This is a genomic window from Streptomyces sp. NPDC006368, assembly GCF_040612535.1.
Taxonomy (GTDB): Bacteria; Actinomycetota; Actinomycetes; order Streptomycetales; family Streptomycetaceae; genus Streptomyces.
Genome location: NZ_JBEXQK010000063.1, coordinates 1 through 24,617, shown reverse-complemented (window position 1 = coordinate 24,617; position 24,617 = coordinate 1). Strand labels below are relative to the sequence as shown.

Below are 24,617 nucleotides of genomic sequence, written 5' to 3'. Positions count from 1 at the left end.
TTTTTATTGATCCGGCGCCCCCCGTTATCTACACCCATAAACAGCCACTCTTTCCCTACCCGCCGCTGTTCCGATCTGGCCGTGGTCGCGGCCACGGGCGCCCCGGCGGCCGCCCTGGCGCCGCAGATCGGCGCCCCGGAGCAGCCGGTCACCGAGATCCCGGTCGCGCCCGTCCCCGCGACCGCGACGCAGTGGGACTACGGCCTCGCCGAGTCGACCGCGTCGACCGAGTCGGAGGAGCCGAAGTCGTACGCCTCCACCTCGGCGAGATAGCGCGCCCGGCGCTCCTCGTCGTCCTCCAGGAACGACGCCAGGAAGGAGTTGCGGGCCAGCTCCCGCAACTGCTCCGGGCCCAGGCCCAGGGCCTCGTGGACCGCGTGGAAGGTGTCACCGACGTAGCCGCCGAAGTACGCCGGGTCATCGGAGTTGACGGTGACCAGCAGCCCGGCCTCCAGCATCGACTTCAGCGGGTGGTCCTCCAGGACGTCGATCGCGCGCAGCCGCACGTTCGACAGCGGACACAGCGTCAGCGGCACCCGTTCCCGTACGAGCCGGGCCACCAGCTCCGGGTCCTCGACCGCCCGCAGCCCGTGGTCGATCCGCTCCACGCCGAGGACGTCCAGCGCCTCGCGGATGTACGCGGGCGGGCCCTCCTCGCCCGCGTGGGCGACCTTGCGCAGCCCGAGCGCCCCGGCCGCCTCGTACACCTCGGCGAACTTCGACGGCGGGTGGCCCACCTCGGCCGAGTCCAGGCCGACGCCCGCGATCCGCCGCACGTAGGGCCTGGCCGCCTCCAGGGTCGCCATCGCCGACTCGGCCGACTTGTCCCGCAGGAAGCACATGATCAGCCGGGTGGAGACGCCGTGCCGCTCCTCGCTGTGGTCCAGCGCCCGGGCCAGCCCCTCCACGACCGTGCCGAACGCGATGCCGCGGTCGGTGTGCGCCTGCGGGTCGAAGAAGATCTCGGCGTGCCGTACGCCCTGCGCGGCGGCGCGCGCCAGGTACGCGTCGGCGAGCTCGGTGAAGTCGTCCGCCGTGCGCAACACGGTCATCAGCCCGTAGTACAGGTCAAGGAAGGACTGCAGGTCGCTGAAGAGGTACGCCTTCCGCAGCTCCTCGGTGTCCGCGTAGGGCAGTTCGACGCCGTTGCGGGCGGCGAGCGCGAAGGCGAGCTCGGGTTCGAGGGTGCCCTCGATGTGGAGGTGCAGTTCGGCTTTGGGAAGCGGTGCCATGGGGGGTGCCTCGGTGCTTTCTCGGGAGTAATCGCAGCGTAACGCGGCCGGATTGGGCGCTCCACCTCGGCGGGCCGGGCGAGCCCCATGACGGCGAGCCCGGTGGCGGGGGCTGCGCCGCGGGCGGCGAGGGCGGCCTGGAGCGCGATCATGGCGCGGATACCGCCGCCGACGGCGCGCCGGATGAGCGGGCGGTGCCCCCCGGGCGGGCGGGGCGGGCGGGGACACCGCGGCCGTGCCCGGAACCAGGTCGGACGAAGTGGCCATCCGCGTCCTCCACGGGCGCGTGGGCGAGGCTGACGCAGGCGCTCCTCGTCCGCCTGCTAACGCTTGGGGAGAGGGACCCGGATCAGGTCGTGGGCGACGGTCAGTTCGCCGTCGAAACCGGCCGCGCGGGCCTGCTGCTCGAAGACGCCGGGGTCGCTGTAGCGCTGCGAGAAGTGGGTGAGGACGAGATGCCGTACGCCCGCCTCGCGCGCCACCGCCGCCGCCTGGCCGGCCGTCAGGTGGCCGTGCTCGATGGCCAGCGTCTCGTCCTCGTCGAGGAACGTCGACTCGATGACGAGCAGGTCGCAGCCCTCGGCGAGCGCGTACACGCCGTCGCAGAGCCGGGTGTCCATGACGAACGCGAACCGCTGCCCGTGCCGGACCTCGCTCACCTGCTCGACGCGTACGCCGCCGAGCTGCCCGTCGCGCTGCAGACGGCCCACGTCCGGGCCCCCGATGCCGTACGCGGCGAGCTTCTCGGGCAGCATGCGGCGCCCGTCGGGTTCGGTCAGCCGGTACCCGAAGGACTCGACGGGGTGCGAGAGGCGGCGCGCCTCCAGGGTGTACGCGGGGGTCGTGGCGAACGCGCCGTCCTCGGCGACCGGCGCCTCGGTGAGCCGGACCGTCTCGCGGTAGGCGGTGGCGTACCGCAGCCGGTCGAAGAAGCGCTGCCCGCTCGCCGGGTAGTGGGCGGTGACCGGGTGCGGCACCCGGTCGAGGTTGATGCGCTGGATGACCCCGGCCAGACCGAGGGAGTGGTCACCGTGGAAGTGGGTGACGCAGATCCGGTTGATGTCGTGGGCGGCGACCCCGGCGCGCAGCATCTGGCGCTGCGTGCCCTCGCCCGGGTCGAAGAGGATGCCCTCGCCGTCCCAGCGCAGCAGGTAGCCGTTGTGGTTGCGGTGGCGTGTGGGCACCTGGCTGGCGGTGCCCAGCACGACGAACTCCCGTACGGACATCCCGCGTGCTACCCGGGGGGCCAGTTGAGGCCGCGGCCGCCGAGGACGTGGGCGTGCGCGTGCCAGATGGTCTGTCCGGCGCCGGTGCCGGTGTTGAAGACGACGCGGTAGCCGCTGCCGTCGATCTTCTCCTGGGCGGCGACCTCACCGGCCTCGCGCAGCACGTCGGCGGCGATCCCGGGCTCGGCGGCGGCGAGTGCGGCGGCGTCGCGGTGGTGCGCCTTGGGGATCACGAGGACGTGCGTGGGCGCCTGCGGGTTGATGTCGCGGAAGGCGACGGTCGTCTCCGACTCACGGACGATCGTGGCCGGCACCTCCCCCGACACGATCTTGCAGAACAGGCAGTCGCTCTGCGGCTCTCCGGCCATGCTCACTCTCCTTTTGATCAGTACCCACGCAGCTTATCCGTGGTGATCCTCGGCGATCAGGACCAGCGGCCCGTCCGCCCCAGCAGCAGCGCCGCGGCGGCCGTGCCGGCGGTCGAGGTGCGCAGCACGCTCCGCCCCAGCCGGTACGGCTTCGCGCCCGCCTCCGCGAAGGCGGCCAGCTCGTCGGGCGACACGCCGCCCTCGGGGCCGACGACGAGCACGATCTCGCCGGCCGCGGGCAGTTCGGCGGTGGCCAGCGGCTCGGCGCCCTCCTCGTGGAGGACGGCCGCGAAGTCGGCGGCGGCGAGGAGCCGCGCGACCTGCTTGGTGGACGCGGCGTCCGCCACGTCCGGGAAGCGCAGACGGCGCGACTGCTTGCCCGCCTCGCGGGCGGTGGCACGCCACTTGGCGAGCGCCTTCAGGCCCCGGTCGCCCTTCCACTGCGTGATGCACCGGGACGCGGCCCAGGGCACGATCGCGTCGACGCCGGTCTCGGTCATCGTCTCGACGGCCAGTTCGCCGCGGTCACCCTTGGGCAGGGCCTGGACGACGGTGATGCGGGGCGCGGGCGCGGGCTCCGCGCGTACCTCGGTCACCGCCACGTCGAGGCGGTCCTTGCCCTCGACGGCGGCGACGGTGCCGTACGCGCCGTTCCCGGCGCCGTCGGTGAGGACGATCTCCTCGCCGACGCGCAACCGCCGTACGGACACGGCGTGCCGTCCCTCGGGCCCGTCCAGCGTGACGGTGCCGTCCGTGACGTGGTCGACCACGAAGACGGGCGCCGTCATGAGGAACCGCCCAGCGCGAGGGCGGCGGCAGCGGACCGCGTTTCGGCGTGGAGGACCTCGACGAGCTGTCCGGCGGGCAGTTCGCGGGCCAGCCGGTGGCCCTGGCCGGCCCACAGCGCCATGCCCTGCGGGTCGCCGGCCGCGGCGGCGGCCTTGCGCAGGCCGCTGGTGAGGTGGTGCACCTCGGGGTACGCGGCGGGGGCGTAGGGCCCGTGCTCCCGCATGAACCGGTTGACCAGGCCACGGGCGGGGCGGCCGGAGAAGGCGCGGGTGAGTTCGGTGCGGGTGAACAGCGGGTTCGTCATGGCCTGCTTGTGCAGGGCGTGCGCGCCGGACTCGGGGCACACCAGGAACGCCGTGCCGAGCTGTGCGGCCGAGGCGCCCGCGGCGAGGACGGCGGCGATCTGGCTGCCGCGCATCAGGCCGCCGGCGGCGATCAGCGGTATGTGCACGGCCTCGCGCACCTGGGTGATCAGCGCGAGCAGCCCGGAGCCGGACCCGTCGGCCTCGGGGTCGTCGCGGTGCGTGCCCTGGTGCCCGCCGGCCTCGATGCCCTGGACGCACACGGCGTCGGCCCCGGCCCGCTGCGCGGCCTGCGCCTCCTCGGGCGAGGTGACCGTGACGACGGTGAACGTCCCGGCGCGCGAGAACGCGTCGAGCGTCTCGGGGGCCGGGCACCCGAAGGTGAACGACACGACCGGCACCGGGTCCTCGAGCAGGATGGCCAGCTTGGCCTCGTACCCGTCGTCCCGCCCCGCGTCGGGGTCGCCGAGCGGCGTGTCGTACCAGCCGGCCTCACCGGCGAGCTGGTGGCGGTAGACGTCGACGGCGGCGGCGTCGGCCTGACCCGGCTGCGGCATGAACAGGTTGACGCCGAAGGGCCGGGCGGTCAGCCCCCGAACCTGCTTGACCTCCTCGTACACGCCGTCGGCCGTCTTGTACCCGGCGGCGAGGAATCCGAGACCGCCGGCGTCGGACACGGCGGCTACGAGACGAGGGCAGGAGGCGCCACCCGCCATGGGGGCCTGCACGATCGGGTAACGGCAGAGATCGGTCAGCGCGGAGGACATGCACGCATGGTGTCACGCCCCGGCCCCGCCATCGAATCCCGGCCCCGCGCCCTGCCCGCCGAGCCCGCACGGCACCGAGCGGGTACGGCGCGGGGCCGGGTACGGCGCGGGGCGGGTGCCGGGGTCCTGACCCCGGCACCCGCCCCGCCCGTCGGCGTCGAGAAGCGCGAGCGCCCACAAGCGCCCGGTCCCACCGGCCCCACCGTGTCAGCGGTGCCTAGCGGCCGTTGAACGCGTCCTTCAGCCGCGAGAACAGGCCTTGCTGCCCCGGCTGGAACTGCCCCGTGGGCCGCTCCTCGCCGCGCAGCTTCGCCAGCTCGCGCAGCAGCCGCTCCTGCTCCGGGTCCAGCTTCGTCGGCGTCTGGACCTCCACGTGGACGATGAGGTCACCGCGCCCGCCGCCCCGCAGGTGCGTGACACCGCGCCCGTGCAGCGGGACGGACTGGCCCGACTGGGTGCCGGGGCGGATGTCGATCTCCTCGACCCCGTCGAGCGTCTCCAGCGGGCACTTCGTGCCCAGCGAGGCCGCCGTCATCGGGATCGTCACCGTGCAGTGCAGGTCGTCACCGCGCCGCTGGAAGACCGCGTGCGGCAGCTCGTGGATCTCGACGTACAGGTCACCGGCCGGGCCGCCGCCCGGGCCGACCTCGCCCTCGCCCGCGAGCTGGATGCGGGTGCCGTTGTCGACACCGGCCGGGATCTTGACCGTGAGCGTACGGCGGGAGCGGACCCGCCCGTCGCCGGCGCACTCCGGGCACGGCGTCGGCACGACGGTGCCGAAGCCCTGGCACTGGGGGCAGGGGCGGGACGTCATGACCTGGCCCAGGAACGACCGGGTCACCTGCGAGACCTCACCGCGGCCACGGCACATGTCGCAGGTCTGCGCGGACGTGCCGGGAGCGGCTCCCTCGCCCGAGCACGTGCCGCAGACGACGGCCGTGTCGACCTGGATGTCCTTGGTCGTGCCGAAGGCGGCCTCGTTGAGCTCGATCTCCAGCCGGATCATCGCGTCCTGGCCGCGCCGGGTCCGGGAGCGCGGGCCGCGCTGGGACGCCGTGCCGAAGAAGGCGTCCATGATGTCGGAGAAGTTGCCGAAGCCGCCGGCCCCGAAGCCGCCCGCGCCACCGCCTCCCGACGCGGACAGCGGGTCGCCGCCGAGGTCGTAGACCTGCTTCTTCTGCGGGTCCGACAGGACCTCGTACGCGGCGTTGATCTCCTTGAACCGCTCCTGCGTCTTCGGATCGGGATTGACGTCCGGGTGCAGCTCGCGCGCGAGCCTCCGGAACGCCTTCTTGATCTCGTCCTGGGAGGCGTCGCGGCGTACGCCGAGTACGGCGTAGTAGTCCGTGGCCACTTACGACTCCGCCAGGATCTGTCCGACGTAACGTGCCACTGCGCGTACCGCTCCCATCGTTCCGGGGTAGTCCATGCGGGTCGGTCCGACCACGCCGAGTTTGGCGACTGCCTCGTCGCCCGAACCGTAGCCGACCGCGACGACGGACGTGGAGTTCAGCCCCTCATGGGCGTTCTCGTGCCCGATGCGTACGGTCATCGCCGAGTCCTTGGCCTCGCCGAGCAGCTTCAGGAGCACCACCTGCTCCTCCAGCGCCTCCAGCACCGGCCGGATCGTCAGCGGGAAGTCGTGCCCGAAGCGGGTCAGATTGGCGGTGCCGCCGATCATCAGCCGCTCCTCGGTCTCCTCCACCAGCGTCTCCAGCAGCGTGGCCAGCACCGTGGAGACGGTCCCGCGGTCCTCCGCCTCGAAGGACTCCGGGAGGTCCTGCACCAGCTGGGGCACGTCGGTGAAGCGCCGCCCCACGACGCGGCTGTTCAGCCGGGCCCGCAGATCGGCCACGGACTGCTCGCCGAACGGCGCCGGGCAGTCGACCATGCGCTGCTCCACGCGCCCGGTGTCCGTGATCAGGACGAGCATCAGCCGTGCGGGAGCCAGCGACAGCAGCTCCACGTGGCGCACGGTCGAGCGCGTCAGGGAGGGGTACTGGACGACCGCGACCTGCCGGGTCAGCTGCGCGAGCAGCCGCACCGTGCGGCCGACGACGTCATCGAGGTCGACCGCGCCGTCCAGGAAGTTCTGGATGGCCCGCCGCTCCGGCGTCGACAGCGGCTTGACGCCCGCCAGCTTGTCGACGAAGAGCCGATAGCCCTTGTCGGTGGGGATGCGGCCCGCGCTGGTGTGGGGCTGGGCGATGAAGCCCTCCTCCTCCAGCACCGCCATGTCGTTGCGCACGGTGGCCGGCGAGACGCCGAGGTTGTGCCGCTCCGTGAGCGCCTTGGACCCGACGGGCTCCTCCGTGCCGACGTAGTCCTGGACGATGGCGCGCAGCACCTCGAGTCTGCGTTCGCTGAGCATCGCGCGCACCTCCAGCTGGCTCCGGTTCTCCTGCGTTGGCACTCGCGGTGTCGGAGTGCCAGGTTCACCCGGCCAGTGTACGGCGCCGGGGTACGCCCCTAGCAAGGGCCGCGGCCCGGGGCGGCCGTCCACGCTACCGCGCGACGGTGCTGGTCGTTGCCGATAGCGTCGCGGTATGGACGTCAGTTGGGAAGAGTTCGGCTGGGAGCGGCTCGGCGACGGTGTGGGCCGCAGGAGGCTGCCCGTCTGGGACGCGACCACGGCACTCGTGGTCGGCGAGCACGCGGCGCTGCTCTACGACACGGGCGCCACGCTCCGCGAGGGCGCCGAGATCCGGGCGCAGGCGCAGCGACTGCTGGGCGGGCGCAGGGTGACGCATATCGCATTGAGCCATCCGCACTTCGATCATGTGCTGGGCACGGCGGCGTTCGCGGGGGCGGAGGTGTTCGGCGCGGTGGGCGTCGAGGCGCTGATGAAGCGGGAGCGTGACGCGCTGCGGACCTCCGCGATCCGGCACGGGGTCGCCGCGGCCGAGGCGGTCGAGGCGACGGACGTGCTGGTCGTCCCGCACCACCTGGTGTGCGGCGAGTGGACGGTGGACCTGGGCGGGCGGCAGGTGCTGCTGGCCAACGTGGGGCCGGGGCACAGCGGGCACGACCTGGCGCTGCTGGTGCCGGGCGAGCCGGAGGTCGTGTTCTGCGGGGACCTGGTGGAGGAGTCCGGCGACCCGCAGGCGGGCGTGGACGCGATCCCGTCCCGCTGGCCGGCCGCGCTGGACCGGCTGCTGGAACTGGGCGGCGAGGACGCGCTGTACGTGCCCGGCCACGGGGCGGTGGTCGACGCCGGTTTCGTACGCGCCCAACGCGATGAACTGGCCCGCCGGTTCGGGGTGTCGTAGCGTCTGCCGAATGCGCAGTTACAACCCTGATCTGACCCCGCCCTGGAAGCGCTCCGCACCCGTCCCCGAGGTGCCCGCCGAGCCGGACGTGGTGGTCGAGGAGGTGGGGACCGGCTTCTGCGGAGCGGTGATCGGCTGCGAGGCGGGGACGGTCACCCTGGAGGACCGGTTCGGCAAACGCCGCGTGTTCCCGCTCGCGCCCAGGGGCTTCCTGCTGGAGGGCCGTACGGTCACCCTCGTCCGTCCCTCCGCGGCTCCGGTGCGGCCCACCCGTACCGCCTCGGGCTCGATCGCCGTTCCGGGAGCACGCGCGCGTGTGGCCCGGGCGGGGCGCATCTACGTGGAGGGCCGCCACGACGCGGAGCTGGTCGAGCGGGTGTGGGGCGACGACCTGCGGATCGAGGGCGTGGTGGTCGAGTACCTGGAGGGCGTCGACGACCTGCCGGCGATCGTGCGGGACTTCGGGCCGGGCCCGGACGCCCGCCTCGGGGTCCTGGTGGACCACCTGGTGCCTGGCTCCAAGGAGTCCCGCATCGCGGCCGAGGTCTCGGACGCCCACACGCTGATCGTGGGCCACCCGTACATCGACATCTGGGAGGCCGTGAAGCCCTCGGCGGTCGGCATCCCGGCGTGGCCCACGGTGCCGCGCGGCGAGGACTGGAAGACGGGCGTGTGCCGGGCGCTCGGCTGGCCGCCGAACACGGGCGCGGCGTGGCAGCGCGTCCTGTCGAGCGTGCACGGCTGGAAGGACCTGGAGCCCGAGCTGCTGGGGCGGGTGGAGCAATTGATCGACTTCGTGACGGTGGGCGACGCCGAGGGTGCGTGACCGCGCACTCGTCTCCCCACCGGAGGCCGGCCCGTTTCCCCGCCATGGCGGGGGTGTTCCGTCGATCAGCTCGTCCACGCCGCCCAGCAGTCGTCGTCCCCGCCGGGGTCTGGAGTCGGCCTCCTTGGCGGGGCCTGGAAGCGGGCGTCAGTCCACCAGGTCCCGCACCACCGCGTCGGCCAGCAGCCGTCCCCGCAGCGTCAGGACGGCGCGCCCCTCGGCGTAAGGACCGGGGTCCAGGAGCCCGTCCCTTACCGCGCGCTCGGCGGCGGCCAGGCCGGCCGGGCGCAGCAGCGACAGCTCGCACCCCTCGCGCAGCCGCAGCTCCAGCAGAACCCGCTCCACCCGCCGGTCCTCCCCGGAGAGCACCTCGCGCCCCGCGCCCGGTGACCGCCCCTCCGCCAGCGCGGCGGCGTACGCGCCGGGGTGCTTGACGTTCCACCACCGCACGCCGCCCACGTGGCTGTGCGCGCCCGGCCCGGCGCCCCACCAGTCGGCGCCGCGCCAGTACAGCTCGTTGTGCAGGCACCGGCCCGCCTCCGAGGTGGCCCAGTTGGACACCTCGTACCACTCGAACCCGGCCGCCGACAGCACGTCCTCCGCGATCAGGTAGCGGTCGGCGTGGACGTCGTCGTCCGTCATCGGCACCTCGCCGCGCCGGATGCGCCGGGCGAGCTGCGTGCCCTCCTCGACGATCAGGGCGTACGCCGAGACGTGGTCCGGTCCGGCGCCGATCGCCGCGTCGAGGGAGGCCCGCCAGTCGTCGTCGCTCTCCCCCGGCGTGCCGTAGATCAGGTCGAGGTTGACGTGTTCGAAGCCCGCCGCACGCGCCTCCGCCACGCAGGCCTCCGGCCGCCCGGGGGTGTGCGTACGGTCCAGCACCTTCAGGACGTGCTGCCGGGCGCTCTGCATGCCGAAGGAGATCCGGTTGAAGCCGCCCTCCCGCAGCTCCGCCAGATAGGCGGAGTCGACGGACTCCGGGTTCGCCTCGGTCGTGATCTCGGCGTCGTCCGCGAACCCGAACTCCTCGCGGACGGCGCCCAGCATGCGTACGAGGTCGCCGGCGGCGAGCAGCGTGGGCGTACCGCCGCCGACGAACACCGTCCGGACCGGCCGGGGGTCGTCGCCCAGGACCTTGCGGGCGAGGCGTACCTCGTCGGTCAGGGTGGCGGCGTAGTTGTCACGGGAGGCCAGCACGCCGCCGGAGCCGCGCAGCTCGGTGGCGGTGTAGGTGTTGAAGTCGCAGTAGCCGCAGCGGGTCGCGCAGTAGGGCACGTGCAGATAGAACCCGAGCGGCCGCTCACCGGCCCCGAGCAGGGCGGACGCGGGCAGCGCGCCGTCCTCGGGCATGGGCTCACCATCGGGCAGTACGGAAGGCATACCGCCCATTGTCCGTCACGCCGGGGCCTACCGGGCCTGGAGGACGAGCAGGGCGAGGTCGTCACCCACGGGGCCCTCCCCGAAGGCGTGCACGGCCTGCCTGATCCGGTCGGCGACGCCCTGGGCGGTGAGCCCGGCGCAGCCGGCGAGGACCCGGGCGAGGCCGTCCTCGTCATCGAGCATCCGGCCGCCGCGGGAGCGCCGCTCCGTGACGCCGTCGGTGACGCACAGGAGGGTGTCACCGGGCGCGAGGTGGAAGGTGTGGCTCTCGTACGCGACGTCGTCGACGACCCCAAGGAGCACCTGCGGCACGGCGGCCGGGGTCACCGTGCCGTCGGGGCGCAGGAGGAGCGGGAGGGGGTGCCCGGCGCAGGCGAGGGTGCAGCGCGCTCCGCCGTCGTCGCCGGGGGTGAGCTCGCCGTACAGGAGGGACAGGAAGCGTGACTGCGTCGGCATGACGGGCAGCGGCTCGGGGCCGCCCGCGGCGGCGACGACCAGCGCGGCGGCCTCCGCGGCCTCGGTGGCGTCGTCGAGGAGAAGCCGGTTGAGCCGGTCGAGGACCTCGCCGACCCGGTGGCCCTCACGGGCGAGCAGCCGCAGCCAGGGGCGGGCGAGGCCGGTGACGACGGCGGCCTCCGGTCCGCTGCCCTGGACGTCGCCGAGCATGAAGCACCAGCGCCCGGGCCGGCCGGCGGCTCCCGCGCCGGGCGGCGCCGCCTGGAAGACGTCGTAGAAGTCACCGCCCGCCAGCCCGTCGTCGCTCGGCTCGTAGACGACGCAGCTGGTGACCCCCGGGATCTGCGCCACCTGGCTGGGCAGCAGCCCGCGCTGCAGCACCCGGCTGATGGTGGCCTGGCGCGTGTACCGGCGGGCCGCGCCGATCGCCAGGGCCACACGACGCGCGAAGTCCTCGATGAGCGCCGTGACCGCGTCGGGGATACGGGCCGTGCCGCGCCGCCCGAGCATCAGCGTGCCGAGCCCACGGCCGCCCGTGACGAGCCGGTAGGCGAGCGCGGTGCCGTCCCCGCCCGGGTCGGGCCACGCCACGGGCACCGGCCCGGTGCGCGCGGCCTCCGGCATGGGCGGCGGCTCCTTGTGGAGCACGGCGCGCAGCGGCTCGATGGCCGACTCGTCGGCGTGCCAGACGCGGGCGAGCCGGGGCGCCGCCGGCGCCTCGCCGCCGTCGCCCTCCAGCCAGAAGGCGCACCAGTCCGCCAGGCGCGGCACCAGCAGCTGTCCGGCGAGCGCGGCGACCAGATCCTCGTCCAGCTGCCCGGCGAGCAGGTCGGACGCCTCGGCGAGGAAGGTCAGCGCCGAGCTGCCCGCCCACTCGTGGTCGTCGCGGACGGGCCGGCGCGGCGCGGGGGCGAGGATCTCGGCGGCGCGCAGGCCGCGCTGGATGGCGGGCTCGGTGCCCGGCACCGGGCAGGTGTCCCAGCCGTCGAGGGGGAGGCGGGCCCAGACGGTCTTCAAGCCGGGCCGGTAGGTGATGCCCCAGCACTCGGCGAGCGCGGCGACGAGCTGGAGCCCCCGGCCGTACTCCTCCGGGCCGCTCACCTCCCCTTCCGCGGGGTGCTGCTCGTTGCGGACGGTGCGCGCGGGGTGGTGGTCGGAGACTTCGAGGACGAGGGCGGCGGGCTGGTCGCCGTCGGGCTCCTCCAACCGCACGAGCAGCTCGACGGTGGTGCCCGCGTGGACGACGGCGTTGGTGACGAGCTCGGCGACGACGAGGACGGCGTCGTCGGCGACCCGGTCGTTGATCGCGGCGGCGGCGGGCAGCGCCAGGCCGGTCCAGTCGGCGAGCGCGGCCCGCACGAAGCGGCGCGCGGCGGCGGGGGCGAGCGGGTTGCCGGGCAGGCTGGTGCGCGCGACGGAGTGGTCGGGCGGCGGCGGCATGGGCGGAAGGTGGTGCCGGTGGGGCGGCACGTCGACGATCTCCCGCTGGGCCCGCTGCAGCCGCTGCGTCGGAAAGGACCCCACGTGTGCTCCTCGTCGGCTCCCGGGTCTGGACACCGACAGAGTGACAGATTGAGCCCGCTCATAAGCGCCGAGTCATCGAAGTCGCGGGCAAAGGCACGAAAGTCGCGGGGCAGGGCCACGAAGGACGGGCGCGACCGGTGCCGGCCGCGCCCGTCCTCGGGGTGCGAAGGTCTCGGATCCGTGTGGCCCACAGGGGTCGGGCTCCGGGTCCGAAGGGTGACGGATCCCGGGGTTGTCCGAAGGTGTCGGGTTCCCGGTCCGAAGGGTGATGGATCCCGGGGTCCGAAGGTGTCGGGTCCCCGGGTCCGGGGGTGTCAGGCCTCCTTGGTGCCCGCGTACATCTCGTCGATGAGGTGCTTGTACTCGCGCTCCACCACGGGCCGCTTCAGCTTGAGGCTGGGCGTCAGTTCGCCGTGCTCGATGTCGAGGTCGCGCGGGAGCAGCCGGAACTTCTTGATGGTCTGCCAGCGCTGCAGGCCCTCGTTGAGCCGGTCGACGTAGCCCTGGACGAGCTTTTCGACCTGCGGGGTGGCCACCACTTCGGCGTACGTCCTGCCGCCGAGGCCGTTCTCCTCGGCCCAGCCGAGGATGGCGGGCTCGTCGAGGGCGATGAGGGCCGTGCAGTAGTTCCGGTCGGCGCCGTGCACGAGGATGTTGGAGACGAAGGGGCAGACCGCCTTGAACTGTCCCTCGACCTCGGCGGGCGCGATGTACTTGCCGCCGGACGTCTTGATGAGGTCCTTCTTGCGGTCGGTGATGCGCAGGTAGCCGTCGACGGACAGCTCACCGATGTCGCCGGTGTGGAGCCAGCCGTCCGGCTCCAGGACCTCGGCGGTCTTCTCGGGCAGCCCGTGGTAGCCCTCCATGATGCCGGGGCCGCGCAGGAGGATCTCGCCGTCGTCGGCGATCCGCACCTCGGTGCCGGGCAGCGGCTTGCCGACCGTGCCGGTGCGGTACGCCTCGCCCGGGTTGACGAAGCTGGCGGCGCTGGACTCCGTCAGGCCGTAGCCCTCGAGGATGTGGATGCCGGCGCCGGAGAAGAAGTAACCGATGTCGGGGGCGAGCGCGGCCGAGCCGGAGACGGCGGCGCGCAGCCGGCCGCCGAAGGCTTCGCGGAGCTTGGAGTAGACGAGCGCGTCGGCGACCTTGTGCTTGGCGGTGAGGCCGAAGGGGGCGCTCGCGGTGCCGGTGCGGCGGAAGTTGTCCTGGCTGGCCTTGGCGTACTCGCGGGCGACTTCGGCCGCCCACTTGAAGATCTTGTACTTGGCTCCGCCGCCGGCCCGCGCCTTGGCCGCGACCCCGTTGTAGACCTTCTCGAAGATGCGGGGCACGGCGGCCATGTACGTCGGCTGGACGACCGGAAGGTTCTCGATGATCTTGTCGACGCGGCCGTCGACGGCGGTGACGTGCCCGACCTCGATCTGCCCGGACGTCAGCACCTTGCCGAAGACGTGGGCGAGCGGCAGCCACAGGTACTGCACGTCGTCCTTGGTGACCAGTCCGGTCGCGGCGATGGCCTTGGCCATGTACGACCAGTTGTCGTGCGGGAGCCGCACGCCCTTGGGGCGGCCGGTGGTGCCCGAGGTGTAGATGAGGGTGGCGAGCTGGGCGGCGCTGATCGCGGCGACCCGGTCCCTGACCGCGTCCGGGTGCTTCTCCAGGTACGCGCGACCGCGCTTTTCGAGGTCTGCGAGGGAGAGGACCCAGCCCGCCGGGTCGTCCTCGGCCGCTTCGACGTCGGTGGCGTCGATGACGACGACGTGGGCGAGGTGCGGGAGGTCGGTGCGGTGTGCGCGGGCCTTGGCGAGCTGGGTGGCGTCCTCGGCGATCAGGACGCGGCTGTCGGAGTCGGCGAGGATGTACGCGGACTCGTCGGCGTTCGTCTGGGGGTAGACGGTCGTCGTGGCCGCCCCGGCGCACATCACGCCGAGGTCGGCGAGGATCCACTCCACGCGGGTGGCGGAGGCGAGCGCGACGCGCTCCTCCGACCGGACACCGAGGTCGATCAGGCCGGCGGCGATGGCGTAGACCCGGTCGGCGGCCTGCTCCCAGCTGAGCGATTTCCAGTCGTCGGGGCCCTGTCCGGAGGCCGGGGGAACGGGGTAGCGGTAGGCCTCGGCGTCCGGGGTCTTCGCGACGCGCTCAAGGAAGAGGGACGCCACGGAGGGCGGCCGGTTCTCGATCGGATTCTGGGTGTCGCTCACGGCGTCCTCCGGGCGGCTTGCGGCAGGGCTGCACGACGGGATGTTGTTTAACTGGCGAGTAACCCTCGGGCGGGATCAGGTTAGAGCGCTGTGGTCCGCCATGTAAGGGGCTATGGCCCGGCGGTTCATACCCGGTTCATAACGACTGTGCAGCATCCGTGCAGGGGCCCGGAAGGCGAAAGCGCCCGTCCGGGAACCGAACGGGCGCTTTCGTGTGCCGTACTGCCTCGCGGCCGTGCCGTACTGACTCGTGGACCGCTTCCCGGCGTGCCGTACCGCTTCCGGTCCTGCTTCCGCTTCTCTACTTCTTGGACTTGCCGCCGGCGGAGTCGTCGCTGGAGAGCACCGCGATGAAGGCCTCCTGCGGCACCTCCACGGAGCCGACCATCTTCATCCGCTTCTTGCCTTCCTTCTGCTTCTCCAGCAGCTTCCGCTTACGGGAGATGTCACCGCCGTAGCACTTGGCGAGGACGTCCTTGCGGATGGCGCGGATGGTCTCGCGGGCGATGACGCGCGAGCCGATGGCCGCCTGGATCGGCACCTCGAACGCCTGGCGCGGGATGAGCTCGCGCAGCTTGGCGACGAGCCGCACCCCGTACGCGTACGCCGCGTCCTTGTGGGTGATGGCGGAGAAGGCGTCGACCTTGTCGCCGTGCAGCAGGATGTCGACCTTGACCAGGCTGGAGGCCTGCTCGCCGGTGGGCTCGTAGTCGAGGGAGGCGTACCCGCGCGTCTTGGACTTCAGCTGGTCGAAGAAGTCGAAGACGATCTCGGCGAGGGGGAGGGTGTAGCGGATCTCGACCCGGTCCTCGGAGAGGTAGTCCATGCCGAGGAGCGTGCCGCGGCGGGTCTGGCACAGCTCCATGATCGCGCCGATGAACTCGCTGGGCGCGAGGACCGTGGCGCGCACGACCGGCTCGTACACCTCGCTGATCTTCCCCTCGGGGAACTCGCTCGGGTTGGTGACGGTGTGCTCGGTGCCGTCCTCCATCAGTACGCGGTAGACCACGTTGGGGGCGGTCGCGATCAGGTCGAGACCGAACTCGCGCTCCAGGCGCTCGCGGATCACGTCCAGGTGGAGGAGGCCGAGGAAGCCGACGCGGAAGCCGAAGCCGAGCGCGGCGGAGGTCTCCGGCTCGTAGACGAGCGCGGCGTCGTTGAGCTGGAGCTTGTCCAGCGCGTCGCGCAGCTCGGGGTAGTCGGAGCCGTCCAGTGGATAGAGGCCCGAGAACACCATCGGCTTCGGGTCCTTGTAGCCGCCGAGGGCCTCGGTGGCGCCCTTGTGCAGGGTGGTGATGGTGTCACCGACCTTGGACTGCCGGACGTCCTTCACACCGGTGATGAGGTAGCCCACCTCGCCGACGCCGAGGCCGTCGGCCGGGAGCATCTCGGGCGAGTTGGTGCCGATCTCCAGCAGCTCGTGCGTGGCGCCGGTCGACATCATCCTGATGCGCTCACGCTTGTTGAGCTGGCCGTCGATGACGCGGACGTAGGTGACGACGCCGCGGTACGAGTCGTAGACCGAGTCGAAGATCATCGCGCGGGCGGGGGCGTCGGCGACGCCGACGGGGGCGGGCACGTCCTTGACGACCCGGTCGAGCAGCGCCTCCACCCCGATGCCGGTCTTGGCCGACACCCTGAGCACGTCGTCCGGGTCGCAGCCGACGAGGTTCGCCAGCTCCTCGGCGAACTTCTCCGGCTGGGCGGCCGGCAGGTCGATCTTGTTGAGCACCGGGACGATGGTGAGGTCGTTCTCCATCGCGAGGTAGAGGTTCGCGAGGGTCTGCGCCTCGATGCCCTGGGCGGCGTCGACGAGCAGGACGGTGCCCTCGCAGGCGGCGAGGGACCGCGACACCTCATAGGTGAAGTCGACGTGACCAGGGGTGTCGATCATGTTGAGGATGTGCGTCCTGCCCTGGCCGTCGCCCGTGGTGGGCGCCCAGGGCAGGCGGACGGCCTGGGACTTGATCGTGATGCCGCGCTCGCGCTCGATGTCCATGCGGTCGAGGTACTGAGCGCGCATCTGCCGCTGCTCGACCACACCGGTCAGCTGAAGCATCCGGTCGGCGAGGGTCGACTTGCCGTGGTCGATGTGCGCGATGATGCAGAAGTTGCGGATCAGCGCCGGGTCGGTACGGCTCGGCTCGGGCACGTGGGTAGGGGTCGCGGGCACGCAGGGTCCTGATTCTTGAGACGCCGGGCGTCTCTGCTCGGGTCGACGTCGGATCGATACGTAGGTTCCATGGTCCCACGGACGGGGACCGACGCTCGGTTTGGGCCGCTCGGACGGTGACTGGTAGCCTGGGCAGCTGTGTCTCGTGGCCCTCTCAGCACCGGGACACACATCAGAGAAATCCTTACGAACCTGAAAAGGCTCTTTCGTGGCGAACATCAAGTCCCAGATCAAGCGGAACAAGACCAACGAGAAGGCGCGCCTGCGCAACAAGGCCGTCAAGTCGTCGCTCAAGACCGCGATCCGCAAGGCCCGTGAGGCTGCCGCCGCGGGTGACGTCGAGAAGGCCACCCTGGCCGCTCGCGAGGCCTCCCGCAAGCTGGACAAGGCCGTCTCGAAGGGTGTCATCCACAAGAACGCCGCCGCCAACAAGAAGTCGGCGCTGGCCGCCAAGGTTGCCTCCCTCCAGGCCTGAGTTGCTCTTGATTTGATCGCCGGAACGGACCCAGCGGGCCCTCTCATCCGCTCCTGACCGGCACCCCGAGCCCGTACGCGGCCTGCGTTCGCCACGCGGGTACGAGCTCACGATCGTGACCCGAAGGCCCCGGCCCCGTGCTTCCCCAGCACGCAGCCGGGGCCTTCGGCATGCCAGGGCCTTCGGCATGCCGCGGCGGGGCAGGGGCCGGGGGTGTGGTGCGGCAGGTGGTGCGACATGTGGTGCGACATGTGGGGGGCGCGCGAGGGTGTGAGCGGTGATGCGCGGGGGCGTGACCGTGATGCGGTGCGTGGTGCCGCGTGGACGCCGGACGCGGGCGCCGGACGCGGGCGCCGTACGCAGGCGCCGTACGCAGGCGCCGTGCGGACCTGACGGGCCTGGGCAGACCTGACGGGCCGTCGAGTGCGCCCAGGCGAGGCAGCGGGCGAGGCAGCGGGCCGGAGGCCGGTGACCGGCAAGCGGCGAGCCGAGGGGTCGGCGAGGCGGCCAGCCGGGGGTCGGCGAGGCCGCGTCCAGGGCGCCCGGAGAGACCGCGGCGCCACTGGGTGCCGGACGGCGCGGGCGAGGGTCCGCCGGGTGCAACCCGGAGGAGTCGTCCGCTCCCGCGCCACTGGGCGCCGGGCGGGGCAGCGGCGGCGTCGCGTCAGCGGCGGGAGCGGGCCGCGCGGGCGATCGTGACGACCGCCTTCTCCAGGGCGTACTCCGGGTCGTCGCCGCCGCCCTTGACGCCCGCGTCCGCTTCGGCGATGGCGCGCAGGGCCATCGCCACACCGTCCGGCGTCCAGCCGCGCATCTGCTGGCGCACGCGGTCGATCTTCCACGGCGGCATGCCGAGCTCGCGGGCGAGGTCGGCGGGCCGCCCGCCCCGCGCCGACGACAGCTTGCCGATGGCCCGCACGCCCTGTGCCAGGGCGCTGGTGATCAGCACGGGCGCGACGCCCGTCGACAGCGACCAGCGCAGCGCCTCCAGCGCCTCGGCCGCCCGCCCCTCCACCGCCCGGTCGGCGACGTTGAAACTGGAGGCCTCCGCGCGACCCGTGTAGTACCGCCCGACGACCGCCTCGTCGATCGTGCCCTCGACGTCCGCGGTCAGCTGTGACACCGCGGACGCGAGCTCCCGCAGGTCACTGCCGATCGCGTCGACGAGCGCCTGGCACGCCTCGGGCGTCGCCGACCGTCCCAGCGTGCGGAACTCGCCCCGTACGAACGTCAGCCGCTCCGCGGGCTTGGTCGTCCTAGGGCACGCGATCTCCCGCGCACCGGCCTTGCGAGCCGCGTCCAGCAGGCCCTTGCCCTTCGCGCCGCCCGCGTGGAGCAGGACGAGGGAGATCTCCTCGACCGGCGCACCGAAGTACGCCTTGATGTCCTTGACCGTGTCGGCGGAGAGGTCGTGCGCGTTCCGCAGGATCAGGACCTTGCGCTCGGCGAAGAGCGAGGGGCTCGTCAGCTCGGCGAGCGTGCCCGGCTGGAGCTGGTCGGCGGTCAGGTCGCGGACGTCCGTGTCGGCGTCGGCGGCCCGGGCCGCCGCCACCACCTGTTGCACCGCTCGGTCCAGGAGCAGGTCCTCCTGGCCGACGGCGAGGGTGACGGGGGCGAGCGGGTCGTCGGTCGCGTTCTTTCTGGTGGCCATCGCGAACCAGCATCCCACGCACCACTGACACCCGGCCCCGGCCGGTCCGCCGGCAGCCGGTCCGCGCCGTCCCGACGGTCGGCCTGTCCCGCCTCCCGCCTATCCCGCCTTCCCGCTTACGGCTCTTCCCGCCAGCCGTCCCACTCCGCCGCGAACTCGTCCAGCTCGGCCGCCGGCAGGCGCCCCTGCGGGTCCTCGACGACCACGAGCCACTGCGCGTCCTCGGCGTCGTCCTCACCGGCCAGCGCGTCCCGCACCAGCTGGGGCTCCTCGTCGACACCGAAACGGGCGCCGAGCTCCGCGGCCGCCTCCTCCGCAGCATCCCGGTCGGGCAGCACCAGCACATGTCTCACATCGTTCACGGAACCATTGTTCAACCCCCCGGATCGGCGTCGGGACCAGGGTCGGCGCGAACGTTCCTGGCGGTGGCCCGCAGCTCCCGCCCGGCGCCGGTGACCGCGATGGAGCCGTCCCGGTCCGTGCGCAGCACCATCGCTCCCCCGCCTCTCAGGGCCCCGAGCGTGCGGGGTGACGGATGGCCGTACCCGTTGTCCCGGCCCGCGGACACCAGCGCCACCCGGGGCCGGACCCGGCTCAGCAGATGCGGGTCCTGATGGGGCGAGCCGTGGTGGGCGACCTTCAGGACGTCCACCGGCGGCAGGTTCGGGTGGGCGCGCAACAGGCCGCGCTGGGCGGGTGGTTCGAGATCGCCCAGGAGCAGCAGGGTCAGCCCGGCCCGCGTTCGGACCAGCAGCGTGACGCTGGCGTCGTTCGGTCCCTCGGCGTCCGCCCCCGGCAGGGCATGGCCCGGCCACAGGACCCGCCACTCCAGCGTCCCGGTCCGGCGCCGCTCTCCCGGGGCCGCCCGGATGACGTCCACCCCTGCCGCGCCCGCCGTTCTGTGCACGAACGCGGCCTGGCCGGCCGGCTCCTGGAGGCCCGTCGTCTGGATGGCGCCGACCTCCCGGCCGCGCAGCACCCCGGGCAGCCCGGCGACATGGTCGGCGTGGAAGTGTGTGAGCAGGACGAGGGGCACCCGTCTGACGCCCAGGTCGCTCAGGCACCGGTCGACGGGCTCCGGTTCCGGACCGGCGTCCACCACCACGGCCGCGCCGCCGCCCGCCGCGAGCACCGTCGCGTCGCCCTGGCCCACGTCGCACATGGCGAAGACCCAGTCGGGTGGTGGCCATCCGGTGACCAGCCGGGTCAGCGGTGGTGGCCGCACCACCGCGAGCAGTAACAGCACGGCGCACGCGGCGGCCACCCAGGATCGGCGCGGCAGCCACCGGGCCAGCAGTACGCCCACGCCGGTGACTCCGGCGAGCAGCAGCCCGCCCCGCCAGCCGCCGGGCCAGTCGGCCTGCGCTCCGGGCAGCGCCGCCCCGGTGCGGGCGACGGAGGCGATCCATTCGGCCGGCCATCCCGCGCAGGCGGCCACCGCCCGGGCCACGGGCATCGCCACCGGTGCCGCGGCCAGAGCGGTGAACCCGAGGACGGTGGCCGGGGCGACCGCGAGCTCCACCAGCAGATTGCAGGGGACGGCGACCAGGCTGATCCGGGCGGCGAAGATCGCCACCACGGGGGCGCACACGACCTGGGCCGCCGCGGTCGCGGCCAACGCCTCCGCGCCGCGCGGTGGCACCCGGCGCCGCCGCAGCGCGGCGCTCCACCCCGGGGCGACGGTGAGGAGGGCTCCTGTTGCGAGCACGGAGAGCACGAAGCCGTAACTGCGGGCCAGCCACGGGTCGTACAGCACCAGCAGCAACACGGCGGCGGCCAGCGCGGGGATGAGCGATCTGCGGCGGCCGGTGCCGATCGCCAGCAGGGTGATCGATCCGCACGCCGCCGCGCGCAGCACACTCGGGTCGGGGCGGCAGACCACCACGAAGGCGAGCGTGAGCGCCCCGCCGAGCAGCGCGGTTCCCCTCAGCCCGATCCCCAACCGGGGGGCGAGCCCGCCCCGTTCCGCTCTCAGCGCGGTGCCGGGCGGGCCGATGAGCAGCAACAACACGACGGTGAGGTTGCTTCCTGACACGGCGAGGACGTGGGTGAGGTCGGTGGCGCGGAAGGCGTCGTGCAGCTCGGGCGGGATGCGTGAGGTGTCACCGACGACCAGCCCGGGCACAAGGGCGCGGGCGTCCGGGGTGAGGCCGTCCGTGGCGGTACGCAGCCCTGCCCGCAGTTCCCCCGCCGTTCGCTGGAGAGCGTTCGGTGGTCCGATGACGCGCGGCGGGCCGGCCCCGACGCGTATGACGGCAGCGAACCGCTCGCCCGTGCGCTGCGGCGGCGCCAGCCGCGCGTCCACCCGTACGCGAGTGGACGGCAACAGCCGCCGCCACCCGTCCCCCGGCGACACGATCAGCAGCACCGGCGTACGGATGTCGGTGACGGCTCCGCCGGTCGCCACGAGCCGTGTCGCCTTCCCGTCCAGGACGACCGAGCCGCCCCCCGGTCGGCCGCCGCCCCGGACGGGACGGGGATCCGAGGTGACCGTCACCTCCACGCTCACCCGCGCGTACTCCCGTGCCAGCTCCGGTAGTGGCCCCCGCCGCAGATCGGCGCCGTGGAAGCCGGCCGATGCCGCTCCGGCGGCGGCGCACAGCAGCAGGGTCGCACCGGCGGTGGCGTTGCCCCGCCACCGCCCGTACGCCGTGGGGCGCACCGAGCCGAGTCGGCCCGCCACCAACGGAGACAGGAGCACCAGAGCGGCGGCCCCGGTGCACAGCGCCACGCCGGCCGTGGTCCATCTTCCCGGCGCGCCCAGGGCCAGGGCCGCCGCCGCCCACGCGGCGAGGGCCGGAGGCACCAGTCGCAGATCCGCCGGGCCCTCCTGGCGCGGGTCGGCGGCGCCCAGCCGGTGGCCCGAGGCGGCGTGAACCGCCGCGCGTGCCGTCGTTGTTCGGCTGGGCAGCGATGTTTCGCGTGTCATGGCCGTACGAGAGGCTGCAGGTCCGCGAACCGCCGGTCGCCGATGCCGTTGACCTCGCGGAGCTCATCGACCGACCGGAATCCCCCATGCCGGGTGCGGTAGTCGACGATGTGCTGGGCCAGCACGGGACCGACGCCGGGCAGCGCGTCGAGCTGGTCCGCCGTGGCGGTGTTGAGGCTGACGGGCCCACCGGCGGGTCCGGACGGTCCGGGCACCGGTCCGGCCGGAGCCGGGGTGACGCCCACGACCACCTGCTCACCGTCCATCAGGACACGGGCGCGGTTCAGCCCGGTGACGTCGGTGCCCGGCCGGACCCCACCCGCCGCGCGCAGTGCGTCGGCCACCCGCGAACCGGCCGGCAGCCGCAGCACGCCGGGCCTGCGCACCTTGCCGCTCACATCGACGACCACGGGCAACGGCGCGGCCGAGGGCCCGGGGCCCGGCGCCCCGGACATCATGTCGGCAGCCGGCGCCGCCGCCCCGACCACCTCGGGTGCGCGCACGGACTCCGGCCGGCCCGCCCAGAAATACCGCCCGGCCAGCACCGCGGCCACGACGAGCACCACCGAGAGCGCGGCGAGTGCTCGCGGCTCCATCCCGCATCGCAGATGCAGCCAGAGGGGCAGCCGCTCCCGCAGCGCCGGCCGCCATCGCTCCTGCCGCCCGGACGGTTCCTCTCCCACCGCAGCAGTGGCGGAAGCGGGCGTCGGCGATGAGGGAGCAGGCGCCGACGGGGCGGGCGTGGGTGTCGGCGGCGGATGCGGCGCATGCGCGCCGGCCCTTTGGAAGAGCGCGTCGGCACGCCGACGCGGCGCAGCCGCGGGCACCGTGGCCGCAAGACCGCCGCGTACGCGTCGCCCGAGCCGACCGCGTGCGCGGACATGGCTTCGGGCACGCGCCCCGCCGCGAGTGCGGCCGTCGGATCCCCGGGCCCGCCCGGGCCCGCTGGTCGCCAACAACGGCGTCGACCCAGGAGCTGACGCCGACGAGGTAGGGGACGCCGACGAGGACGTGGACGCCGACGTCAAAGCCGAGGCCGAGGTCGGGGTGGACGTCGAGGTGGATGTCGTCACGGAGTGTGTTCGGTTCGCCATGCACAGCACGGTACGCACACACGACCGAACGCGCCGACCCGCCTCAAAATCCGTGGAAAACCGACCAGTTGTGGAAAAGACAGCCACCCTTACGGGTGACGACGTCCATCACGGAACGTCACCTGGACGAGACGACCACTCCGAGCAGCCCCGGCCCGGTGTGCGCGCCGATCACCGCGCCCACCTCGCTGACGTGCAGGTCGGCCAGGCCCGGGACACGCCGGCGCAGCCGGTCCGCGAGCGCGGCGGCCCGCTCGGGCGCCGACAGATGGTGCACGGCGATGTCCACCGGACTCGCCCCCGCCCGCTCGGCGGCGATCTCCTCCAGCCGGGCGATCGCCTTCGATGCCGTGCGCACCTTCTCGCGCAGCTCGATCCGGCCGCCCTCCAGTTCCAGCAGCGGTTTGACGGCGAGCGCCGAGCCCAGCAGCGCCTGGGCCGCACCGATGCGGCCGCCCCTGCGCAGATAGTCCAGCGTGTCCACGTAGAAGTAGGCGGACGTCCCGGCGGCCCGCTTCTGCGCCGCCGCGACCGCGTCGTCCAGCGTGCCGCCGGACTCGGCCGCTTCGGCAGCCGCGAGTGCGCAGAAGCCGAGCGCCATGGCCACCATGCCGGTGTCGACCACCCGCACGGGCACGGGTGCCTCCTTGGCGGCCAGCACCGCCGCGTCGTACGTCCCGGAGAACTCGGCCGACAGATGCAGCGAGACGATCCCGTCGGCCCCGCGCTCGGCGGCAGCCCGGTACGCCGCCACGAACGTCCCGGGGCTGGGCCGGGACGTCGTGACGGAGCGCCGCTTCTGCAGCGCGAGGGCGAGCGAGCGGGCCGAGATCTCGGTGCCCTCCTCGAGGGCCCGGTCGCCGAGGACGACGGTCAGCGGCACCGCGCTGATGCCGTGCCGCTCCATCGTCTGCGGCGGCAGGTAGGCCGTTGAATCGGTGACGATCGCGACATGGCGGGACATGAGCGGGAGGTTACCCGTCAGCGGCGCCGCACGGCAGCCCGCCCCCGCCCGGTGATCGGTTCGGGTCAGTTCGTGGTCTCGGGCCGCGGCGACTTCTGCCAGGAATAGACGGTTCCCTGCCGGGCGTCCCGCCCCGTGATCGCGGGCCGCTCACCCGCCGCCTCGCCCGCACCCGCAGCCGCCGCACCCGAGCCCGCACCGGGCATCCGCTCCGAGGTGTCCGCCGCCCCGGCCGGCCAGACCTGCTCGGAGGCCTGCCCCGTGGACGCCTCCGGCCATGCGGTGTCCTCGCGCCGCCCCTCCGGCTCCGACCAGTGACGCAGCGCGCCCGCCTCGACATCGATCTGCGCGCTCAGCGTCGACAGATCGTCGTCCGCGAACCTCCGCGCCCGGTCCCGGGCCGCCCAGCGCAGCGCATCCGCCGAGTGTGTGATGCGCTCGGTGCGCTCCCGCATCTCCCCGAGCTGCGCGGCGACCCTGGCGCGGTCCGGGTCGCGCTCCATCCGCTTGAGGTCCTCGTCGAGCTCGTGTCCGTGTGCGCTGAGCCGCCGGAACAGCTCCAGCGACTCCTTGAGCGAGGCGTCTTCCACGGCCCCGGCCTCCAGCGCGTCCTGGGTGGCCCGCATCGAGGTACGCAGCGACAGCCGCAGCTGTGCCAACTCGCCCGCGACACCGCCCTGGCCGTAACTCTTCGCCCTGAGCGTCGTGTCCTCGACGGTGCGCCGCGCCTGGGTGATCGTGCGGTCGACGCCGCGCTTGGTGGCCTTGACGGCCTTCACGGTCACGTACACGCCCAGCGCGACGAAGGTGACGAAGAGCAGCGCCAGAATCAGGATCACGGCTGTCATGGAGTCCCCTCGAAATCGGTGCCGGACGTACTCGCCCGTCGTCCTCCACGGTAAACGGAACGGGCAGGCCGCGCGCCGACGGCGAACGCCAGAACCGCTCGAAGACATGCGGCAGCTCGTCCGCCGCGATGCCCGGCCAG

At 73.3% G+C, this 24,617-nt stretch carries 21 protein-coding genes; 4 read left to right on the top strand and 17 right to left on the bottom strand.

The genetic code is table 11. From position 1 onward, the window contains the following. Window positions 1-81: 81 nt before the first annotated feature. On the top strand, window positions 82-273 hold the full coding sequence (locus ABZZ38_RS28930) for a hypothetical protein (RefSeq protein WP_356745242.1): 192 nt from the start codon (window positions 82-84) through the stop codon (window positions 271-273). Here ABZZ38_RS28930 and ABZZ38_RS28925 read toward each other — a convergent pair. The 7 genes from ABZZ38_RS28925 to hrcA all read right to left on the bottom strand — a co-directional run bounded on the left by ABZZ38_RS28925 (window position 198) and on the right by hrcA (window position 7,055). After that, window positions 198-1,232: an adenosine deaminase gene (locus ABZZ38_RS28925; protein WP_356745240.1), complete on the bottom strand. Its 1,035-nt coding sequence runs from the start codon at window positions 1,230-1,232 to the stop codon at window positions 198-200. The two genes, ABZZ38_RS28930 and ABZZ38_RS28925, sit on opposite strands and share 76 nt — an antisense overlap. Before the next feature lie 323 nt (window positions 1,233-1,555). After that, a complete protein-coding gene (locus ABZZ38_RS28920; RefSeq protein ID WP_356745238.1) occupies window positions 1,556-2,458 on the bottom strand; it encodes a ribonuclease Z in 903 nt (300 codons plus the stop codon). A gap of 8 nt (window positions 2,459-2,466) precedes the next feature. After that, window positions 2,467-2,826 (bottom strand): histidine triad nucleotide-binding protein, encoded by a 360-nt coding sequence (locus tag ABZZ38_RS28915; protein WP_356745236.1) that lies wholly within the window; start codon window positions 2,824-2,826, stop codon window positions 2,467-2,469. A 56-nt stretch (window positions 2,827-2,882) separates the two neighbouring features. Then, on the bottom strand, window positions 2,883-3,614 hold the full coding sequence (locus ABZZ38_RS28910; RefSeq protein WP_356745234.1) for a 16S rRNA (uracil(1498)-N(3))-methyltransferase: 732 nt from the start codon (window positions 3,612-3,614) through the stop codon (window positions 2,883-2,885). Next, window positions 3,611-4,684 carry a nitronate monooxygenase gene (locus ABZZ38_RS28905; protein WP_356745232.1) on the bottom strand — a complete coding sequence of 358 codons (1,074 nt, stop codon included), beginning with the start codon at window positions 4,682-4,684 and terminating at the stop codon, window positions 3,611-3,613. The genes ABZZ38_RS28910 and ABZZ38_RS28905 overlap by 4 nt, the downstream gene beginning before the upstream one ends. Before the next feature lie 217 nt (window positions 4,685-4,901). Beyond that, window positions 4,902-6,038 carry a molecular chaperone DnaJ gene (dnaJ, locus tag ABZZ38_RS28900; RefSeq protein ID WP_356745230.1) on the bottom strand — a complete coding sequence of 379 codons (1,137 nt, stop codon included), beginning with the start codon at window positions 6,036-6,038 and terminating at the stop codon, window positions 4,902-4,904. Continuing rightward, window positions 6,039-7,055, bottom strand: a complete 1,017-nt coding sequence (hrcA, locus tag ABZZ38_RS28895) for a heat-inducible transcriptional repressor HrcA (RefSeq protein WP_356745228.1) — start codon at window positions 7,053-7,055, stop codon at window positions 6,039-6,041. It lies immediately after the preceding gene. A 175-nt stretch (window positions 7,056-7,230) separates the two neighbouring features. Here hrcA and ABZZ38_RS28890 point away from each other — a divergent pair, with 175 nt between their 5' ends. After that, complete coding sequence (locus tag ABZZ38_RS28890; RefSeq protein WP_356745226.1) at window positions 7,231-7,953, top strand: MBL fold metallo-hydrolase; 723 nt, start codon at window positions 7,231-7,233, stop codon at window positions 7,951-7,953. A gap of 10 nt (window positions 7,954-7,963) precedes the next feature. After that, window positions 7,964-8,779, top strand: a complete 816-nt coding sequence (locus ABZZ38_RS28885; RefSeq protein ID WP_356745224.1) for a DUF3097 domain-containing protein — start codon at window positions 7,964-7,966, stop codon at window positions 8,777-8,779. A gap of 147 nt (window positions 8,780-8,926) precedes the next feature. Here ABZZ38_RS28885 and hemW read toward each other — a convergent pair whose 3' ends face one another. The 4 genes from hemW to lepA all read right to left on the bottom strand — a co-directional run bounded on the left by hemW (window position 8,927) and on the right by lepA (window position 16,516). Next, window positions 8,927-10,159 carry a radical SAM family heme chaperone HemW gene (hemW, locus tag ABZZ38_RS28880; RefSeq protein WP_356745222.1) on the bottom strand — a complete coding sequence of 411 codons (1,233 nt, stop codon included), beginning with the start codon at window positions 10,157-10,159 and terminating at the stop codon, window positions 8,927-8,929. A 27-nt stretch (window positions 10,160-10,186) separates the two neighbouring features. Continuing rightward, complete coding sequence (locus ABZZ38_RS28875; protein ID WP_356745244.1) at window positions 10,187-12,055, bottom strand: ATP-binding SpoIIE family protein phosphatase; 1,869 nt, start codon at window positions 12,053-12,055, stop codon at window positions 10,187-10,189. Between the two features lie 398 nt (window positions 12,056-12,453). Beyond that, window positions 12,454-14,343 (bottom strand): long-chain fatty acid--CoA ligase, encoded by a 1,890-nt coding sequence (locus ABZZ38_RS28870; protein ID WP_356745220.1) that lies wholly within the window; start codon window positions 14,341-14,343, stop codon window positions 12,454-12,456. Window positions 14,344-14,644: 301 nt separating this feature from the next. Then, window positions 14,645-16,516 (bottom strand): translation elongation factor 4, encoded by a 1,872-nt coding sequence (lepA, locus tag ABZZ38_RS28865; RefSeq protein ID WP_356745218.1) that lies wholly within the window; start codon window positions 16,514-16,516, stop codon window positions 14,645-14,647. Between the two features lie 208 nt (window positions 16,517-16,724). Between lepA and rpsT the strand changes: the two genes are divergently transcribed. Continuing rightward, window positions 16,725-16,991 (top strand): 30S ribosomal protein S20, encoded by a 267-nt coding sequence (gene rpsT / locus ABZZ38_RS28860; protein ID WP_356745216.1) that lies wholly within the window; start codon window positions 16,725-16,727, stop codon window positions 16,989-16,991. A gap of 664 nt (window positions 16,992-17,655) precedes the next feature. On the opposite strand, the gene holA is transcribed toward rpsT, so the two are convergent. From holA to ABZZ38_RS28830, 6 genes are all read right to left on the bottom strand, one after another. Next, window positions 17,656-18,642, bottom strand: coding sequence for a DNA polymerase III subunit delta (holA, locus tag ABZZ38_RS28855; protein ID WP_356745214.1), 987 nt, complete (start codon window positions 18,640-18,642; stop codon window positions 17,656-17,658). 116 nt (window positions 18,643-18,758) lie between these two features. Continuing rightward, window positions 18,759-19,004 (bottom strand): hypothetical protein, encoded by a 246-nt coding sequence (locus ABZZ38_RS28850; RefSeq protein ID WP_356745212.1) that lies wholly within the window; start codon window positions 19,002-19,004, stop codon window positions 18,759-18,761. 11 nt (window positions 19,005-19,015) lie between these two features. Continuing rightward, window positions 19,016-21,571, bottom strand: a complete 2,556-nt coding sequence (locus ABZZ38_RS28845; RefSeq protein WP_356745210.1) for a ComEC/Rec2 family competence protein — start codon at window positions 21,569-21,571, stop codon at window positions 19,016-19,018. Next, window positions 21,568-22,530 carry a ComEA family DNA-binding protein gene (locus ABZZ38_RS28840; protein WP_356745208.1) on the bottom strand — a complete coding sequence of 321 codons (963 nt, stop codon included), beginning with the start codon at window positions 22,528-22,530 and terminating at the stop codon, window positions 21,568-21,570. Before ABZZ38_RS28840 ends, ABZZ38_RS28845 begins: the two co-directional genes overlap by 4 nt. Window positions 22,531-22,783: 253 nt before the next feature. Next, window positions 22,784-23,629: a DegV family protein gene (locus ABZZ38_RS28835; RefSeq protein ID WP_356745206.1), complete on the bottom strand. Its 846-nt coding sequence runs from the start codon at window positions 23,627-23,629 to the stop codon at window positions 22,784-22,786. Between the two features lie 65 nt (window positions 23,630-23,694). Next, window positions 23,695-24,477, bottom strand: a complete 783-nt coding sequence (locus tag ABZZ38_RS28830; RefSeq protein WP_356745204.1) for a hypothetical protein — start codon at window positions 24,475-24,477, stop codon at window positions 23,695-23,697. Window positions 24,478-24,617 lie beyond the last annotated feature (140 nt).

Bases quoted from the DNA above. Each gene is read 5' to 3' on its own strand.
- ABZZ38_RS28925 (WP_356745240.1), bottom strand. From the start codon at position 1,232: ATGGCACCGCTTCCCAAAGCCGAACTGCACCTCCACATCGAGGGCACC.
- ABZZ38_RS28920 (WP_356745238.1), bottom strand. From the start codon at position 2,458: ATGTCCGTACGGGAGTTCGTCGTGCTGGGCACCGCCAGCCAGGTGCCC.
- ABZZ38_RS28915 (WP_356745236.1), bottom strand. From the start codon at position 2,826: ATGGCCGGAGAGCCGCAGAGCGACTGCCTGTTCTGCAAGATCGTGTCG.
- ABZZ38_RS28910 (WP_356745234.1), bottom strand. From the start codon at position 3,614: ATGACGGCGCCCGTCTTCGTGGTCGACCACGTCACGGACGGCACCGTC.
- ABZZ38_RS28905 (WP_356745232.1), bottom strand. From the start codon at position 4,684: ATGTCCTCCGCGCTGACCGATCTCTGCCGTTACCCGATCGTGCAGGCC.
- hrcA (WP_356745228.1), bottom strand. From the start codon at position 7,055: ATGCTCAGCGAACGCAGACTCGAGGTGCTGCGCGCCATCGTCCAGGAC.
- ABZZ38_RS28890 (WP_356745226.1), top strand. From the start codon at position 7,231: ATGGACGTCAGTTGGGAAGAGTTCGGCTGGGAGCGGCTCGGCGACGGT.
- ABZZ38_RS28885 (WP_356745224.1), top strand. From the start codon at position 7,964: ATGCGCAGTTACAACCCTGATCTGACCCCGCCCTGGAAGCGCTCCGCA.
- hemW (WP_356745222.1), bottom strand. From the start codon at position 10,159: ATGCCTTCCGTACTGCCCGATGGTGAGCCCATGCCCGAGGACGGCGCG.
- ABZZ38_RS28875 (WP_356745244.1), bottom strand. From the start codon at position 12,055: ATGCCGCCGCCGCCCGACCACTCCGTCGCGCGCACCAGCCTGCCCGGC.
- holA (WP_356745214.1), bottom strand. From the start codon at position 18,642: ATGGCCACCAGAAAGAACGCGACCGACGACCCGCTCGCCCCCGTCACC.
- ABZZ38_RS28845 (WP_356745210.1), bottom strand. From the start codon at position 21,571: ATGACACGCGAAACATCGCTGCCCAGCCGAACAACGACGGCACGCGCG.
- ABZZ38_RS28835 (WP_356745206.1), bottom strand. From the start codon at position 23,629: ATGTCCCGCCATGTCGCGATCGTCACCGATTCAACGGCCTACCTGCCG.
- ABZZ38_RS28830 (WP_356745204.1), bottom strand. From the start codon at position 24,477: ATGACAGCCGTGATCCTGATTCTGGCGCTGCTCTTCGTCACCTTCGTC.